Origin of the sequence: Tardiphaga sp. OK245, from assembly GCF_900108575.1 — a bacterium.
GTDB lineage: Bacteria > Pseudomonadota > Alphaproteobacteria > Rhizobiales > Xanthobacteraceae > Tardiphaga > Tardiphaga robiniae.
The window spans coordinates 851685-868849 of the sequence record NZ_FNWZ01000002.1 but is presented as its reverse complement, the minus strand read 5'-3'; the positions used below and the strand labels follow the sequence as shown (position 1 = coordinate 868849).

Annotated in this window: 14 protein-coding genes; 4 read left to right on the top strand and 10 right to left on the bottom strand. The window is 62.8% G+C overall.

Annotation, left to right across the window (positions count from 1 at the left end):
* The 6 genes from truB to rimP all read right to left on the bottom strand — a co-directional run bounded on the left by truB (position 1) and on the right by rimP (position 7728).
* Positions 1-1161 (bottom strand): tRNA pseudouridine(55) synthase TruB, encoded by a 1161-nt coding sequence (gene truB / locus BLW80_RS10785; RefSeq protein ID WP_093757901.1) that lies wholly within the window; start codon positions 1159-1161, stop codon positions 1-3.
* Positions 1158-1574, bottom strand: coding sequence for a 30S ribosome-binding factor RbfA (gene rbfA / locus BLW80_RS10780; protein WP_068734171.1), 417 nt, complete (start codon positions 1572-1574; stop codon positions 1158-1160). The genes truB and rbfA overlap by 4 nt, the downstream gene beginning before the upstream one ends.
* A 168-nt stretch (positions 1575-1742) precedes the next feature.
* Positions 1743-4526 (bottom strand): translation initiation factor IF-2, encoded by a 2784-nt coding sequence (infB, locus tag BLW80_RS10775; RefSeq protein WP_093757900.1) that lies wholly within the window; start codon positions 4524-4526, stop codon positions 1743-1745.
* Between the two features lie 9 nt (positions 4527-4535).
* Positions 4536-5324: an RNA-binding protein gene (locus BLW80_RS10770; protein ID WP_093758215.1), complete on the bottom strand. Its 789-nt coding sequence runs from the start codon at positions 5322-5324 to the stop codon at positions 4536-4538.
* A gap of 16 nt (positions 5325-5340) precedes the next feature.
* On the bottom strand, positions 5341-6945 hold the full coding sequence (nusA, locus tag BLW80_RS10765; protein WP_068734140.1) for a transcription termination factor NusA: 1605 nt from the start codon (positions 6943-6945) through the stop codon (positions 5341-5343).
* A 3-nt stretch (positions 6946-6948) separates the two neighbouring features.
* Positions 6949-7728, bottom strand: coding sequence for a ribosome maturation factor RimP (gene rimP, locus BLW80_RS10760; RefSeq protein WP_093757899.1), 780 nt, complete (start codon positions 7726-7728; stop codon positions 6949-6951).
* Between the two features lie 362 nt (positions 7729-8090).
* On the opposite strand from rimP, the gene BLW80_RS10755 reads away from it, so the two are divergent.
* Positions 8091-9194, top strand: coding sequence for a DUF2336 domain-containing protein (locus BLW80_RS10755; RefSeq protein WP_089266433.1), 1104 nt, complete (start codon positions 8091-8093; stop codon positions 9192-9194).
* Here the strand turns inward: BLW80_RS10755 and BLW80_RS10750 are convergent.
* The gene (locus BLW80_RS10750) at positions 9171-10124 is read right to left on the bottom strand and encodes a LysR family transcriptional regulator (RefSeq protein ID WP_093757898.1); all 954 of its coding nucleotides are present in this window, start codon (positions 10122-10124) and stop codon (positions 9171-9173) included. The two genes, BLW80_RS10755 and BLW80_RS10750, sit on opposite strands and share 24 nt — an antisense overlap.
* A gap of 118 nt (positions 10125-10242) precedes the next feature.
* Between BLW80_RS10750 and BLW80_RS10745 the strand changes: the two genes are divergently transcribed.
* Positions 10243-11244, top strand: coding sequence for an aldo/keto reductase (locus BLW80_RS10745; RefSeq protein ID WP_093757897.1), 1002 nt, complete (start codon positions 10243-10245; stop codon positions 11242-11244).
* A gap of 65 nt (positions 11245-11309) precedes the next feature.
* Here the strand turns inward: BLW80_RS10745 and BLW80_RS10740 are convergent, their stop codons facing one another.
* The gene (locus tag BLW80_RS10740; protein ID WP_093757896.1) at positions 11310-12110 is read right to left on the bottom strand and encodes a HesA/MoeB/ThiF family protein; all 801 of its coding nucleotides are present in this window, start codon (positions 12108-12110) and stop codon (positions 11310-11312) included.
* A 234-nt stretch (positions 12111-12344) separates the two neighbouring features.
* Between BLW80_RS10740 and BLW80_RS10735 the strand changes: the two genes are divergently transcribed.
* On the top strand, positions 12345-13706 hold the full coding sequence (locus BLW80_RS10735) for a serine protease (protein ID WP_093757895.1): 1362 nt from the start codon (positions 12345-12347) through the stop codon (positions 13704-13706).
* 31 nt (positions 13707-13737) lie between these two features.
* Here BLW80_RS10735 and BLW80_RS10730 read toward each other — a convergent pair whose 3' ends face one another.
* The gene (locus BLW80_RS10730) at positions 13738-14415 is read right to left on the bottom strand and encodes a PilZ domain-containing protein (protein WP_093757894.1); all 678 of its coding nucleotides are present in this window, start codon (positions 14413-14415) and stop codon (positions 13738-13740) included.
* A gap of 164 nt (positions 14416-14579) precedes the next feature.
* A complete protein-coding gene (locus BLW80_RS10725) occupies positions 14580-15377 on the bottom strand; it encodes a class I SAM-dependent methyltransferase (RefSeq protein WP_093757893.1) in 798 nt (265 codons plus the stop codon).
* A 182-nt stretch (positions 15378-15559) separates the two neighbouring features.
* Between BLW80_RS10725 and rutA the strand changes: the two genes are divergently transcribed.
* Entirely contained in the window at positions 15560-16660 is a 1101-nt protein-coding gene (rutA, locus tag BLW80_RS10720; RefSeq protein WP_093757892.1) for a pyrimidine utilization protein A, read from the top strand.
* The last annotated feature ends 505 nt before the right edge of the window (positions 16661-17165 follow it).

Here is a 17165-nt window from a genome sequence, read left to right as displayed (position 1 = left end):
TCAGTTACTTTCTTTGCGGGCCGAACTGGCGGTCAGTCCGGTCAGGTTAAACACGCGCTTGGGGATGAGTTCGCCGTTGCCAACTTCAGCGAGGGCCAATAATCGCCCTGCCACCGTGACATAAACTGTGCCGCTACAATCGGGCGCATCCCGTCCGCGCAACAAAACGGCCTGGCCCCGATGGAGCCTTGCCGCATCCGCCCGTGTGACGGCCAGTGCCGGGATGTCGTCCAGCGCGGTCTCAACGGGCAGTAGCGCGTCGGCGAGGCTACCCTCGCCAGACGCGGCTCTATCGCACAAAGCCTCCAACTGTTCCAGCGGAATCATGTCGGCTTCGGCGAAAGGTCCGACCAGGGTACGCCGGAGCGCACTGATATGGCCGTAGCAGCCGAGTAAACGGCCGATATCGCGGGCCAGCGCACGCACGTAAGTGCCCTTGCCGCACTCGGCTTCGAACACGGCATGGTCGCTATCTGGCTGTTCTGTCAGGACTAATTCGTGAATCACAACCGGTCGGGGAACCAGCGGCACCACCTCGCCGTCGCGGGCGAGATCATAGGCGCGCTCGCCCTGGATCTTGATCGCCGAGTATTGCGGCGGGGTCTGTTCGATATTGCCGGTAAATTGCGGCAGCAGAGCCCTGATCTGGTCGGCCGTTGGCCTATTCGGGCTGGTGAAGGTCGCACGGCCCTCGGTGTCGTCGGTATCGCGTTCCTCGCCCCAAGCGACCGTAAAGCGATAGCGCTTGCGGCCGTCCATCACGAACGGAACCGTCTTGGTGGCTTCGCCGAGCGCGATCGGCAGACCGCCGGACGCCAACGGATCAAGGGTACCGGCATGGCCGGCGCGCTTGGCCTGGAACAGGCGCTTGGCGATCGCGACGGCCTGGGTCGAGGTCATGCCGATCGGCTTGTCGAGGATCACCCAGCCATGAACGTCGCGCTTGTCGCGCCGGACCTGGCCCTGCTGACGCTGCTTGCCGCCCTGATGGCGGGGATCGTTATTGCCGCGATGGCCCTGATGCTGACGCTGGTCATTGCCGCCGCGGTCACCTTGCTGACCGTGGTCGCCGTGCTGCACGGCCGGAGACAGGGTGGGCTCGCCATTGCCCGCTTCATCGAGGCGTGAATCGAGGGCGGCGGCTGGGGTCGTCACAGTCATTCGTTTTCGTCCGAGTCTGGTTTGAGGTCGCGCGCAACGGCAGGCGTGCGCAAAAGTTTGTCGATGCGTTCGGCTTCGTCGAAGCGCTCATCGATGCGGAAGCGGAGATCGGGGGCGTATTTGAGGTTCACGCGATACGCGACCTCGGTTCGCAGGAAGCTCTTGTTCGCCGCGAGCGCCTTCAGCACCGGTTCGGTGTTCTGGCCGCCGAGCGGCATCACATAGACGGTGGCGAGCTTGAGATCGGGCGACATCTTCACCTCGGGCACGGTGATGATGGTGGTCTGCAGAACGGGATCGTGGACCCCACCCTGCGACAGGATATCGGCAATCGCGTGGCGCATCAGCTCGCCAACGCGCAATTGACGCTGCGAGCCGCCCGGCGCGGCAGATTTTTGGTGATGCTTGGGCATCGGTTTCCCTACGAAAACAAAATTCGTCATGGCCGGGTTTGTCCCGGCCATCCACGACTGCTCTTTTGAAATTCAAAGACGTGGATGCCCGGCCATCTAGCGAAGCTAGCTTCGCGCAGGCCGGGCATGACGTCTCGTTTAAATCCGGTCTCTCTGTAAGATTTGGACTTACAGGGAGCGCTGGATGGTCTCTACGCGGTAACACTCGATCACGTCGCCGGCGCGCATGTCGCCGTAGTTCTCGAACGCCATGCCGCATTCCTGGCCTGACGCCACTTCCTTCACTTCGTCCTTGAAGCGCTTCAGTGTCGACAGCTTGCCTTCGTGCACCACGACGTTGTCGCGGATCAGGCGCACATTCGCGCCGCGTTCCACGGTTCCGTCGGTGACGCGGCAACCCGCAACCTTGCCGACCTTCGAGATGTTGAACACTTCGAGGATCTGCGCATTGCCCAGCATGGTTTCGCGCAGTGTGGGCGCGAGCAGACCGGACATGGCTTTCTTCACGTCATCCACGAGATCGTAGATGATGTTGTAGTAGCGGATTTCGATGCCGTTGCGCTTGGCAGCAGCAGCGGCTTCCTTGTTGGCACGAACCGAGAAGCCGATGATGGCGGCGTTGAAGCCTTCCGCCAGCGTGACGTCCGATTCCGAAATGCCGCCGACGCCCGCATGCAGGATGCGCGCAGCGACTTCATCGGTGCCGAGCTTCTCGAGCGAGCCGAGAATGGCTTCGAGCGAACCCTGCACGTCGGCCTTGATGATCAGCGGGAAGTCCTTGCGACCCGAGGTCTTCAGCTGGCTCATCATCTGCTCGAGCGAGCCGCGCATGCCGTTGGTGGAGGCCGCGGACTTCTCGCGCTTCTGATGCGCACGGTAGCCGGTGATTTCACGGGCGCGGGCTTCGTTCTCGACCACGGCCATACGATCGCCAGCTTCCGGCGGACCGTTGAAACCGAGCACTTCGACCGGCACCGACGGACCTGCCGCGGTCAACGTCTCGCCCTGATCGGAGATCAGCGCGCGGACACGGCCCATTTCGGCACCGGCCACGATAATGTCGCCAACCTTCAGGGTGCCGCGCTGAACCAGCACGGTCGCCACCGGACCACGACCACGATCGAGCTTGGCTTCGATCACGGTACCTTCCGCCGGACGCTCCGAATTGGTCTTCAGGTCGAGAATATCGGCCTGCAGCGCGATCATTTCCAGGAGCTTGTCGAGGTTGGTCTTGTTCTTCGCCGACACTTCGACGTCGACCACGTCGCCGCCGAAGGATTCGACCTGCACGTCATGCTGCAGCAGTTCGGTGCGCACGCGCTCCGCCTTGGCATCAGGCTTGTCGATCTTGTTGATCGCCACGATCATCGGCACGCCGGCTGCCTTGGCGTGGTTGATGGCTTCGATGGTCTGCGGCATGACGCCGTCATCGGCCGCCACCACAAGGATGACGATATCCGTGACCTTGGCGCCGCGGGCACGCATCGCGGTGAACGCAGCGTGGCCTGGCGTATCGATGAAGGTGATCTTCTTGCCGCTCTCAGGCGACGTGACCTGATAAGCGCCGATATGCTGCGTGATGCCGCCGGCTTCGCCGGACACCACATTGGCATGACGCAACGCGTCGAGCAGCGAGGTCTTGCCGTGGTCGACGTGACCCATGACGGTCACGACCGGCGAACGCGGCTCGGTATCGGTGGAATCATCGACCTTGTCGAACAGACCTTCTTCAACGTCCGATTCGGCAACGCGCTTGACGGTGTGGCCCATTTCTTCGGCCACCAGCTGCGCGGTGTCGGCGTCGATGACGTCGTTGATCTTGTGGATCGCGCCCTGCTTCATCAGCAAGCGGATCACGTCCACGGCACGCTCAGCCATACGGTTGGCGAGTTCCTGAATCGTGATCGCTTCCGGGATCGTGACTTCACGAACCAGCTTTTCCTTCGGCTCGTTTGACTGATGACCCTTCAGACGCTGGGTGCGGCGACGGAACGAGGCGATCGAACGCTCGCGCACGTCGCCAGCGGACAGCGCGGTAACGACGGTGAGACGGCCGCGCTCCTTCTGCGGACCGGGCTTGGCAGTAGGCTTCGGCGCGATCACGGGGCGCGCGGCGCCGCCGGGACCACGGCGAATGACGCGTGGACCTTCATCCTCGTCGGTGCCGTCGGCAGCGACGCCGGGCGCACGCGCAGGCGTAGTTGAGGGGGCGCCGGGACGGGCCGTCGTCGTGGCCGGCTTGGCGGCCTTCGCATCGGCTTCAGCCTGACGGCGCTTGGCCTCGACTTCGGCGCGGCGCTTGGTTTCTTCTTCCTGGCGGTGACGCTCTTCCTCGGCCTTGCGACGGGCTTCGGCAGCTTCACGCTCTTCCTGTTCCTTGAATTCCTTGGTGTTGCGGCGGGCAGCCTCGATCTCGGCGAGGCGACGCTCTTCCTGCTCGCGCACGCGGGCATCGGCCAGCGCGCTGGCGCGGGCATTGCGCTCTTCTTCGGTCAGGGTGCGGAGCACGACGCCCGAACCTGAACGGGCCGGAGGCTGCGGGCGCTGCGGCGCGCGCGACGGCGGCGCTGCGGGAGGCGGAGCGGAGCTGCGTCCTGCGGGAGAAGGGGCAGCGGTGCGGGAAGCCGGTGCGGCCGGTGCAGGCGCAGCAGCGCGCGCAACCGGCGCCGCGGGCGCAGCAGTTGCAGCGGGAGCAGCCGGCGCAGCAGCAACGGGAGCTGGTGCAGCAGTCTCGACAGGTGCGGGAGCAGCAGTTGCTGGTGCGGCGACAGGCGCAGCCGCGGGCGCATCGCCGGGCATACGGCGCTTGCCGCGCTTCTCGACCACCACCTGCTTGGTGCGGCCATGGCTGAAGCTCTGGCGCACAGTGCCCTGCTCGACGCGCGGCTTGAGCGTCAAGGTCTTGCTGGGAACGCTCAGAGTCTTGTCACCAGGCGTTTTCGTATCAACCATTCAGCAGTCCTAATCTTGTTGCGTTGTGCGCGGTCGCACAGTCGTCGAAGTTTCGATCAGCGAGATCGTTGGCGTCAGCGGCTCCGTCTCCGGCGCAGCAGTTGTCAGCGAAGCTTTGGCGCTTGCGTTGATGTCGTCGTCAGCCAGCCGGTATTGGACCAGAGTCTGGCTGCGCGACAGGAACGTTTTGCCCGCCGGGCCCGTAAGCACGGCAGCATGTATCACATTTGACCGCCCCAATGCCAAATCCAATTCATCGGAGCTTAAAACCGTAATGATCGGCAGTTTCGGCGCGTCGTCGCCGGATTCCGCGTCAAATTCCACGCGTTGCCGGGCAACGCTGTCCAGTTTGCGGATTCCGTCGGGGGCGCCGTTGGAGGCGTGGAGAAGAACACCGACCGTTCCGCGGCGCAGGGCGTCTTCGACCTTGGTGAAGCCGGAAACCACCTGACCGGCCTTGGCAGTTATGGCCAGCGCCTCGATGACGCCGCGCACCATGAGCTTGTCGGTGTCGTCGGCCAGGGTCGGCGACGCCTTGACCGCTTTCTTGAAGCCCTTGGCAAAAAGATTGCGCTTCGCCGCCTCGGTCACCGCCTTGCGGGAGGCCGTGACCCAGAGGCCGCGGCCGGGAAGCTTGCGCTTCAGATCCGGGATCGCCTCGCCCGTGGGCGCGACGACGAACCGGATCAGATCATCGATCGGGCGCACGCTCCGCGTAACCACGCACATCCGCTCGGTCCCGGGCTTGGTGCTCCGGGGGCCGTTGTCCAGATCTGCTTGGTCAGCAATGGCGAGCATGCGCGTGGCATTGTCCTTACGCTTCTTCGGTGGCGTCGAGCGGCGCACCCTTGTCGAGATCGGCCTGGGTGATCCAGCCGGCCACGACGCGGGCCTGCATGATCAGATGCTCGGCGTCCTCACGCGAAATTTCGCTGGCATCGAGAATGCCCGGGTGCTTGGTCGGCTCGGAGCCTTCCTTGCGTTCGGTCCAGCCCACCAGATCGTCAGTGGCGCAGCCGGCAAGATCCTCGACGGTCTTGATGTCGTTTTCGCCGAACTTGACCATCATCTTGAGGGTCACGCCCGGAACGTCCTTCAAAGCGTCTTCCACACCCAGTTCCTTACGTTTGCCTTCGAGTTCAGCTTCGAGCTGCTCGAGGTATTCACGTGCACGGCTCTGCAATTCGGCCGCTGTTTCGTCGTCGAAGCCCTCGATGCCCGACAGTTCCTTGGCATCGACCATCGAAAGTTCTTCCACCGAGGTGAAACCTTCCGACGCGAGCAGCTGACCGACGACTTCGTCGACGTTCAGCGCTTCCATGAAGACGCGCGTGGAATTTTCGAAATCGGCCTGGCGACGTTCGGATTCTTCCTGCTCGGTCAGGATGTCGATATCCCAGCCGGTCAGCTGCGAAGCCAGGCGCACATTCTGGCCGCGACGACCGATCGCAAGGGATAGCTGGTTATTGGTGTCGGGAACGACAACCTCGATGCGCTCACGATCTTCATCGATCACGACTTTCGAGACTTCTGCCGGCGCCAGCGCGTTCACCACGAAAGTGGCGATATCCGGCGACCATGGAATGATGTCGATCTTCTCGCCCTGCAGCTCGTTGACCACGGCCTGCACGCGGGAACCACGCATACCGACGCAGGCGCCGACCGGATCCACCGACGAGTCGCGCGAGATCACGCCAATTTTCGCACGCGAACCGGGATCGCGGGCCACGGCCTTGATTTCAACGATACCGTCATAGATTTCAGGCACTTCCTGCGCGAACAACTTGGCCATGAACTGCGGATGGGTGCGCGACAGGAAGATCTGCGGACCACGGGTCTCGCGGCGCACGTCGAACACATAGGCGCGAACGCGGTCGCCGTTGCGGAACACTTCGCGCGGCAGCATCTCGTCGCGACGCACGATGGCTTCGCTGCGGCCGAGGTCGACGATCACCGAACCGTATTCGACGCGCTTGACGATGCCGTTGACGATCTCGCCGATGCGATCCTTGAATTCCTGGTACTGCCGGTCACGCTCGGCTTCGCGCACCTTCTGCACGATGACCTGCTTGGCGGACTGCGCGGCGATACGGCCGTATTCCAGCGGCGGCAGCGTGTCGGCGATGGTATCGCCGATCTGCGCACCCGGATTGGCGCGCTGCGCGTCAAACAGCGAGGTCTGGAAAGACGAATTCTCGACGTCCTCGACCACCAGCATGTGGCGGGTCAGAGAGAGCTGGCCGGTCTTGGGATGAATCTCGGCATGCACATCGGTCTCGGAACCGTAACGCGCGCGGGCCGCTTTCGCGATCGCCTCTTCCATCGCCTGGATGACGATGTTGCGGTCGATCGATTTTTCGCGCGCGACGGCGTCGGCGATCTGCAGCAGTTCGAGTTTATTGGCGCTGACAGCGGCCATAGCTCATTCTCCTTCGATGGGATCGATTTCGCCTCGGCGCGCACGGTCGGCGGCCAGACGATGTTCTTTGGTATTCTTCGGCAAAGGCTTCTTGGTAGCTTTCGCGACCTTGAGTTTCGGCTTCGGCGCAAAGCTCTTCTTGGGATCGCTGCGCTTGGCATGCGGTGCCGGCGGCGGCGCGAGACCGAGCTCCCGCTTGAGATCAAGCTCGGCGTGCTTGCCGCGGCGCATGGACTCGGCGATCAGCTCGTCGGTCAACACCAGGCTGGCATTGGAGATATCTTCCAGCGGCAACCGCGTGATGGGGTCTTCGCCGTCGCGGGCGCCTTCCCGATCGATCAGGACGACGTCGCCTTCGATAGCGCCGAGCAGGCCACGGAAGCGTTTGCGGCCGCCGACGGCGACAGCCATCTCGATCTTAACCAGATAGCCATGATAGCGCTCGAAATCGGAGCGTCGGACCAGCGGACGATCGATGCCGGGCGAGGAAATTTCGAGGCGATAGGCGCGCTGGATCGGATCGGCGACGTCCATCACCGGCGACAGCGCGTGTGAGATCGCCTCGCAGTCCTCGACCAGCATGGTGCCATCCGGCCGCTCCGCCATAATCTGCACGGTGCAGCCGAGCTCGCCGGAAATTTTGATCCGCACCAGCCGGTAACCGAGGTTTTCAAGCACGGGCGTGGCGACTGCCGATACCCGCGCCGCAGCACCCGGCTCGATCACCAGGCGCGGCTCGGAAAGCAGCTCGGTATCAACGGTTTCTGGGTTTTGGTCGGTCATGTCCAGGATCGAAGTATTCCGGTTGGAGGATGTCTGAATACGCGTGCAGCCTGCAGAAGTGTATCGCGTCGGGCTTTCGGCCCTTTTTGACCCGGGCGAGCCCCGCCGGATTATCGGCCAAGGTCCGTTCAGGTAATAAAAAAGAGCGGGTCCCGAGGGGCCCACTCTCAAACGCGATCGTATGAGAACCTAATAAGTTGTGGGCGATATAGCCCTTTTCCGGCGCCCCGGCAAGGCCGCAGTGGCTGCCCCGCAATATTTCTGCAACCCGCGGTAGCCCAATCCTGCGGACTAACCGTTCCTTCATCAACCCCATCTAGGGTGCCCCAGCCTTTCCGTATGGTGGTGTTGAGTATTTTTTGATGGCTGAGGCGAAATCGCTCATTCCCGGGCTGGAGAACATCGTCAGAGATGGCGATCCCAAGCGGCGCGGCGAGGCGGTGCGTAAGATTTCTGAGCTTTTCCTAAGGGGCGCATCCCGTTTTCAACCGGCCCATGTCGATCTGTTCGACGGCGTTCTGACGAGTCTGGTTCCACAAACCGAGGTCGAAGCACGCACCGAGCTGGCCGAACGGCTGTCCGATCTCGTCAACGCACCGCCGCAACTGGTGGCCTTGCTCGTCCGCGATGACGAGATCCTGATCGCCGGGCCGCTGTTGCGCCGCTCACCCTTGATCGACGAACCGACACTGGTCGACATCGCCAAGGCCCAAGGCCAGTCGCATCTGCTGGCGATCTCCGATCGCTCGACGCTGACCCCGCGCATTACCGACGTGATCGTCCGCCGCGGCGACCGCGATGTGATCCGCCGCGTGGCCGGCAACGCCGGTGCGGCTTTCTCGCAGCTCGGCTATACCGGCCTCATTCGCCGCGCCAGCGATGATGGCGCCCTCGCCGTCACGGTCGGGCAACGCGACGATCTCGCGCCGGAACAGCTCAAACACCTGTTGGCGCAGTCGGTGGAGGTGGTTCGCCGCCGGCTGTTCGATGCCGCCGCCCCCCAACTGCGCAACGCGATCAACCGCGCGATGCAAGACATCACCGGTACGCCGACGCATCTGGCCGTCACCCGCGACTTCGCCACCGCGCAGCGTGCCATTCGCAAGCTCCACCAGGCCGACGAGCTGGACGAAGGGGCTTTGTTGCGCTTTGCCCGCGCCCATCAATATGAGGAAACCGCCGCCGCCCTCGCCGCTCTGTCGGGCGTGCGGATCGGGACCATTGACCAGCTCCTCAAGGGCGACCGCGACGATCCGATGCTGATCCTCGGCAAATCAATCGGGATTTCCTGGGCCACCGTCCGCGCCCTGATGACGCTGCGTCTCGGCCCCGGCCGTTCGCCTGCCGCCGCCGATGTCGAGGAAGCCCGACAGAATTTCGAGCGCCTGGTGCCCGCCACGGCACAGCGCGTGCTGACCTTCTGGCAGACCCGCGAGACCGCCTCAGCGATCCCCCTGCCGCTCTGATCCACTGGGATTCTCCGGGGCCGCAGCCCGCCGCTCCCGTTTGCGCCACTCCGCCACAAAACTCACGAACGCCGCCAAAGCCGGCGGCGGCTGCCGACGACTTGGATAATACAGGAACGGCCCCGGGAATGGCGGCAGCCAGTCCTCCAGCACGCTGACCAACCTCCCGGTCGCGAGGTCGTCCCGCACATAGCCCTCAAACACCGCGTAAAAGCCAAGTCCGTCCCGGGCCGCTTCCAGCCCGAGCCGGGAATAACTCGCCAGCAGCGGCCCCCGCGGCGGGATCCTGACCACTTGGCCGTCCTTTTCGAACTCCCATTCTGGGATAGAACCGTTGTCGAAACGCGTTCTGATGCAGCAATGCTGCAGCAATTGCTGCGGTGCAATAGGTCGCCCATGCTGCGCAATATATTGCGAAGAAGCCACCATCACGAAGCGTTGCGGTGGCCCCAGCGAGACCGCGATCATGTCCTGCGCCAGATCCTCGCCATAACGAATGCCGGCGTCGAACCCCTTGGCGACGATGTCGATCAATGACGTTTCGGCAACGATCTCGAGCTCAACCTGCGGATATTGCTGCAGAAATGGCGTAACCATCGGCGCCACCACGATATCGATGGCTGGCGCCGGACCGTTGATCCTGAGGCGGCCAGACGGCACATCACCGAAATCGCGAACTTGCTGCAACGCAGCATGGACATCGCCCATAGCCGGAGCGATTTTGCGCTGCAGCAATTCTCCGGCTTCGGTAAGCGCAACACTGCGCGTTGTGCGATGCAGCAAACGAACGCCAAGCCGCTCTTCCATATCGCGCAGCCGCTGGCTCAGGCTGGACACCGAGACATGGGTCTCTACTGCAGCCCGCCGGAAATTCCGGGTCCGGGCCACCGCCAGAAAGGCCGCCAGATCGCGCAGATCGAGATCGCTCATTGTTCGACAGAGTGAACAAGCCTTTCGGGATTGTCCAGCTTATCGGATCAATGGAGCGGGCTCATATCGGGGCGGCAGCGGCAAAGGATCGGTCCGGCCGCCTTCTGGGAGAACCACCATGAAACACCTTCAACTCGGAAAGACTGGCCCCACAGTGGCCGCGCTCGGCCTCGGCTGCATGGGCATGTCGGATGTCTACGGCCCGGCCGACCGAGGCGAAAGCATCGCCACCATCCACGCCGCGCTGGAGGCCGGCGTCACCCTGATCGACACCGGTGACTTCTACGCCATGGGCCACAACGAACTCCTGATCGCCGAAGCCCTGCGCGGCCGCAGCCGCGACAGCCTGCAGCTTTCGGTCAAATTCGGCGGTATGCGCGATCCCGCCGGTGCCTTCATGGGCTTCGACAACCGCCCGATAGCGATCAAGAATTTCGTGGCCTATTCCCTGGTGCGGCTCGGCGTCGAGGTCATCGACATCTACCGCCCCGCGCGGCTCGACCCCAATGTGCCCATCGAGGACACCGTCGGCGCCATCGCCGACCTGATCAAGGCCGGCTATGTCAAACATATCGGCCTCTCCGAAGTCGGCTCCGAGACCATCCGCCGTGCCCACAAGGTGCATCCCATCACCGACCTGCAGATCGAATATTCGCTGATCTCGCGCGGTATCGAGGATGACATCCTGCCGACCTGCCGCGAGCTCGGCATCGGCATCACGGCTTACGGTGTGCTGTCGCGCGGCCTGATCGGCGGCCACTTCACCAAGAACGGCATGAACGCGAAGGACTATCGCAGCCACAGCCCACGCTTCAGCGCCGCGAATATCGATCAGAATCTGGCGCTGGTCGACAAAATCCGCGCTGTCGCCGACGACATCGGCGCTTCGGTCGCACAGGTCGCCATCGCCTGGGTCGCCGCACAGGGCCAGGATATCCTGCCCGTGGTCGGTGCCCGCCGACGGGATCGGCTCACTGAAGCGCTGGGATCGCTGGATGTGAAACTCACGCCCGCGCATCTCAGGGCGCTGGCGGAGGCGATCCCGGCCGATGCGGCAGCCGGCGGCCGTTATCCGGACGAGCATCTCGCGCATATGGACAGTGAAAAGAAGCGGGCGTGAGACGCGAAGACGCTAGTGGCCTCCCTCCCCCAAGCGCAGCGCAGTGGGGAGGGACAAGAAGCGCCTCACAAATATGCGCTCAAATCCCTGATGCTCGGCGCATCCCCGTTGAGCGGATTCGCCGGATCGCGCCCGTAACGCAGCGTCTCGAAGCGCATGTTGCGGGCGTCGATCATCAGCAGACGCCCGACCAGCCCTTCACCAAAGCCCACGATCTCGCGGATCGCTTCCAGCGCCATCATCGAGCCAACCATGCCGGCCAGCGCGCCCATGACGCCGGCTTCCTGGCAGCTCGGCACCGTGCCCGGCGGCGGCGCTTCGGGGAACAGGCAGCGATAGGTCGGGTTCAATGCGCCCGACGCGTTGGCCTCATGGGCACGGATCGTGGTCAGCGACGCATCGAAAGTGCCGAGCGCCGCGGAGATCAACGGCTTCTTTGCGAGATAGCAGGCATCCGACAGCAGATAGCGCGTGGTGAAATTGTCGGAACCATCGAGCACGATGTCGTAGCCCGACAACAGCGCCATCGCATTCGCTGCATTGAGCCTGACGGCATGGCCGATAAATCTGACATGCGGATTGAGCGCATGGATCTTTGCCGCGGCGCTGTCGGTCTTCAACGCGCCGATATCCGGCGTTGCGTGAATGACCTGCCGCTGCAGGTTCGACAGCGACACCGTGTCGTCATCGACCACACCGAGCGTGCCGATGCCCGCGGCCGCCAGATACATCAGCGCCGGTGCGCCCAGCCCGCCGGCGCCGATCACCAGCACCTTCGCGCCCTGCAGCGCAGTCTGGCCGGGACCGCCGACCTCGCGGAGCACAATGTGACGCGCATAGCGCTCGAGTTCATCGGCATTCAGCATCGCAATAGTCGCTCCAAACTCCGACCCTCATGGTGAGGAGCGCGCTTCTTGCGCGCGTCTCGAACCATGAGATGAACAGCTCATCCTTCGAGACGGCGCTGAAGAAGCGCCTCCTCAGGAAGAGGCCACAGATCAGGTCCCGCATTGTCGTGAACCCTTCCCGCGCTGTCACCGACCCACGAGATGTGCTTAATTCCACCGAAATCAATCACCAGCTTCAAGACCGGACATGTCATGAGATCGATGCTTTCAGCAACATTGATGATCGTGACGGCCTCTGCGGCTCACGCACAGGTGCAGGCGACGCCTCCCGCGGTGCAGGGCATCAAGCCGAAGCCGGTCACCACCACACCGATCCGTCCGGCGCTGCAGACCCCTGCCGACACCGCCAATGCCATGGCGCAGGCCGAGCGGCTGGGGATCCAGTCGGATCTGGCATGGACCGGGCAATATAACGGCGCCATTACCGGCGAGGTCTCGGATCGCATGGTCAATGCGATCAAGACGTTCCAGAAGGACAACGGCGCCAAGCAAACGGGCGTCCTGAACCCGCAGGAGCGCGATCTGCTGCGCGCGGCAGCGAGGAAACTTCAGGACAATGTCGGCTGGAAAATGGTCACCGACATGGTGACCGGCGCACGGCTTGGCATTCCCGGCAAGCTGGTGCCGCAGCAGGCCTCCGACGCGAACGGCAGCAAATGGTCGTCCTCCACCGGCACGGTCCAGATCACGCTGGCGCGCCGCAAGGAGGACGCGCCCTCCACCGCGAAACTCGCCGAGGCCGAGCGCAAGGAGCCCGGCCGCAAAATCGACTATCAGGTGGTGAAGCCAGATTTCTTCGTGCTGTCCGGCCTGCAGAACCAGAAGAAGTTCTACATCCGCGGCCAGTTCAAGGACTCCGAGGTCCGCATCCTCTCGATCTTCTACGATCAGGCCACCGAAGGCACGATGGAGCCGGTAGTGATTGCGATGTCGTCAGCCTTCAACGCATTCCCGACCGGCGCACAGGCGATGGGCCCACCGCCACGCAAGAAGGTTGAGTATGCGTCGGGGATCGTCGTGAGCGATGACGGCACCATCGTCACCGATCGCCAGGCCGTAGACAGCTGCATGTCCATTGTCGTCGCTGGTTACGGCAATGCCGACAAAGTCGCCGAGGACAAGGTGCGCGATCTCGCATTGCTGCGCATCTATGGCGCGCGCGAGCTGAAGCCGCTGTCGCTTGGCACTGGCGCAGCGAAGCCCAATCTTGAGCTCGTAGGGATTGCCGATCCGCAAAACCAGGGCGGCGGCGCAGCCGTCACCAGCGTGAAGGCGTCCACCACGCCGGTCGGCACCGGCAGCGAACTGGCCCTCTCACCCGCACCGGGGTTCGGTTTTTCCGGCGCAGCCGCCATCGACAGCGACGGCAAATTTGCGGGCCTCGCGCAGTTGAAGCCACTGCTCGTTGCCGGCCCGCCCAATGCAGCGCCACAGGCGGCACTGGTGCCCGCGGAACTCGTGCGGAATTTCGTCAAAGCGAATGGCGTGAGCGCGAACGGCACCTCGACCGATGCCAGGGCTGCGATGGTGCGTGTGATCTGCGTGCGGAAGTAGCTATCAGGATCCTGAGCGCACCAACGCGTCTCTAATCCACTTCCTCGTACATCGCATCCATCTGCGCCGCGAATGGTGTCGCACGCGGCGGCGGCGCTGCGGGCGCGCGGATGATCCGGCGTTCGAGTTGTTCGCGGTTCTGCTGCTCGACGAATTTCACTGCGAATCCGCCCTGGAGATGGCGCACCACGCGGCCGACGCAGGCGCCGACGGCGAGCGGCGTTCCGACCTCCGGCTGCACATCGGCAGAGACTGCAGCGCCGGACACCGACATGTCGATCACAAAGCAGCTTTTCATGCTGCCGTCGGCGAAGGTCAGCATGGAATGCGGGCTCGCGGGAATGAGGCGGGCCTGCTTGCGCTCCTCACGTACCGTAGGGTCCTTCTGGAATTTCTCCAGCCAGGTCAGCTTGTCCGAGAGCTTCTGACGCATAGGCGGCGTCATGTTGAGTTCGAGCAGGAAGCTGCCGGAGATGGTGTCGCTGATGCGGCCTTCGAGCTGACCGAAGTCGCCGAAATAGGGCGTGATGCGATCGCCGATACGACCCACCACCGGCACATCGACAATCATCCGGAACGGGGAGACGCGGCTGGTCCGGCAGGCAAAGCTGCGCGGATTACCTGCGGAATCCAGCCAGTTCGACAGCGTATATTGCCCGCTGACAACGACGTTGACGGCGCGCTGCTTGAGGAATTTTTCGACGGACACAGGTTCATCCTCTACGGTACATTTCCACCACCATAGAAAACCCAACCACGCCAGCATTTGCGCCCGCCTTGGTTATTGCGTTACTTATATACCCTTTCAAGTTGAGGAAATATTACCGGCAAATCCCGGCGATTGAGGCCAGGGAGGCCGGAGGATGCTCTGCCTCAACCGGGCACCCGCCCCTTGATGGCATTGGCGCGGGCACTGCAGGTGATACGGCCGGTTGCATCCTCCGAAAGTCCCGTCCGGACGCGCGATTTGAGCTGCACAATCTCCTCCGGCGTCATCGCCGTCAGAGCTGCCTTCACCGATGGCCCTGCAGACGAGGCCGACCAGAAGTCGTCGAAATCGGTGAAGGCACGGGTGACATCGATCACGCGGGTTTCGACGTTCACCAGGCCGGCGGAGGTCCACAGCGACTGCATCACGTCGAGGCGCGATGCATCCACGCTCGGCGGAAGCGACGGCATCTGGCCCATCTTCAGCAATTCACCAAGGATCGGCTGCAGCGGAAAGCCGCCGCCATCCATATCCCAGGCATAGGCGGCCACCGTGCCGCCGGGTGACACGACACGCACCATCTCCGCAACGCCCTTCGACGGCTCCGGCACGAAGAAGATCACCAGCGCCATCACGGCGACATCGAAGGACTTGTCGGAGAACGGCAGTGCCATTGCGTCGCCCAGATGAAACGCCGCCATCGCAGCACCCGGCCGCGTCCGCGCATAGGCAAGCTGCGGCTCCGAGGGATCGATACCGTCGATCACCGACGGCGCATGACGCTCGGCGATCAGCTGCGTGAAGGCGCCGTTGCCGCAGCCGACATCGACCCAGGCAAGACCCGGCTTTGGCGCCACCCAATCCAGAAAGACCTCGCCGGCGCTGCGGCTCCAGACGCCCATCATCCGCTCATAGGACGCGCCGTCATTGAAGCGGATGGAGGGAGACGATGCGTCGGTCATGGGGAGTCCTCAATACGGTGTTGGCAGCAGATCATGGCCGGAAATGCCGGGCGCGCAACCACGTTGCCTTCACGGTGGGATCGGCGCGATGCGCACACATCGGCACGGTTGTTGCTTGGTTTATCGCAAGCAGAACAGTTCGCGACGTCCCGAGGCGTCACCCTGTTACAGAGGAGAGCGAGATGAAGGTCGGCGTATTCATTCCAATCGGGAACAATGGCTGGTTGCTCTCTGAAAATGCCCCGCAATACATGCCGACTTTCGACCTCAACAAGGAGGTGACGCTAAAGGCCGAACATTACGGACTCGATTTTGTGCTCTCGATGATCAAATTGCGTGGCTTCGGCGGGAAAACCGAATTCTGGGATCACAATCTGGAATCCTTCACCTTGATGGCCGGGTTGGCCGCAGTGACCAAGCGAATAAAACTGTTCGCCACGGCAGCGACGCTCGTGATGCCTCCCGCGATTGCCGCACGCATGGCTGTGACCATCGATTCGATTTCACATGGCCGCTTCGGCCTCAATCTCATCACCGGCTGGCAACGTCCCGAATATTCGCAGATGGGGCTTTGGCCGGGCGATGAATATTTCGCACGCCGCTACGAATATCTGTCGGAATATGTCGAGATCCTGCGCGAGCTTTGGCAGACCGGCGCCTCGGATCGCAAAGGCGAATTCTTCCAGATGGAAGACTGCCGCGTCAGCCCGCGGCCGCAAGCCGATATGAAGATCATTTGCGCCGGCCAGAGCGGCGCCGGAATGGCCTTCTCCGCAAAATACGCCGACTACAATTTCTGCTTCGGCAAAGGCATCAACACCCCGACCGATTTCGCACCCGCCGCCGAACGGCTGATCGAAGCCACGCATGACACAGGCCGGCACGTGACGACCTATGTGCTGTTCATGGTGATCGCGGCCGAGACCGATGAAGCCGCGTTCGCAAAGTGGGAACACTACAAAGCCGGCGTGGATCACGAAGCGGTCGCCTGGCTCGGCGTCCAGGGTGCCGTCGACACCAAGTCAGGCAAGGACACCAACATCCGCCAGATGGCGGACCCCACATCAGCGGTCAATATCAATATGGGGACGTTCATCGGTTCTTTCGCCAACGTCGCCCGCATGCTCGACGACGTCGCCACGGTGCCGGGCACCGAGGGCGTGTTGCTCACCTTCGACGATTTCGTCCAGGGCGTCGAAGACTTCGGACAGCGCATTCAGCCGCTGATGACGTCGCGGAAAGGCGTGGCTGAAGCGGCGGCGGAGGCGTTGAAAGACATGTGACAGTTGGATGCAGCCGCGCCATTGCAGTGCGGCGATGCGCTGCACTTATCACCAATGATTTGGGACTTAGCTAAAGCCTAGGCCAACAGGCGGCAATCTCTGAATTAGTTCACCCGGCCTGATCAATGCACTCGCGGGTAATCCTAGAAAATCTGGCCTATTGAATAATGCGATCATCTTTGAGTCGCACGATACAAACAACGTAAACCACAGACCGCGATGAAACTGAGCCACGGCAGCAACGACAGTCCGTTCGTCGCAGTTGAATCGGTAGATAAATTGATCCGCGACGTTCTTCCGGCCCTGACGTAGCGTCCCACTCACAGGAAGAATTTTAACACGGGCATCAAGATGCTCCTGTGTCATACCTCCGTTGAGAGAAAATTGGCACCATACCGCGCCGTGCAGTGGAAGCGCTTGCCCGACATGCTCTCGATATAGGGCCATAGCCAATTTCGCACCGTAGACACTAAGATAGGCGTGAAGTTTCGGGCCATCTGCATGC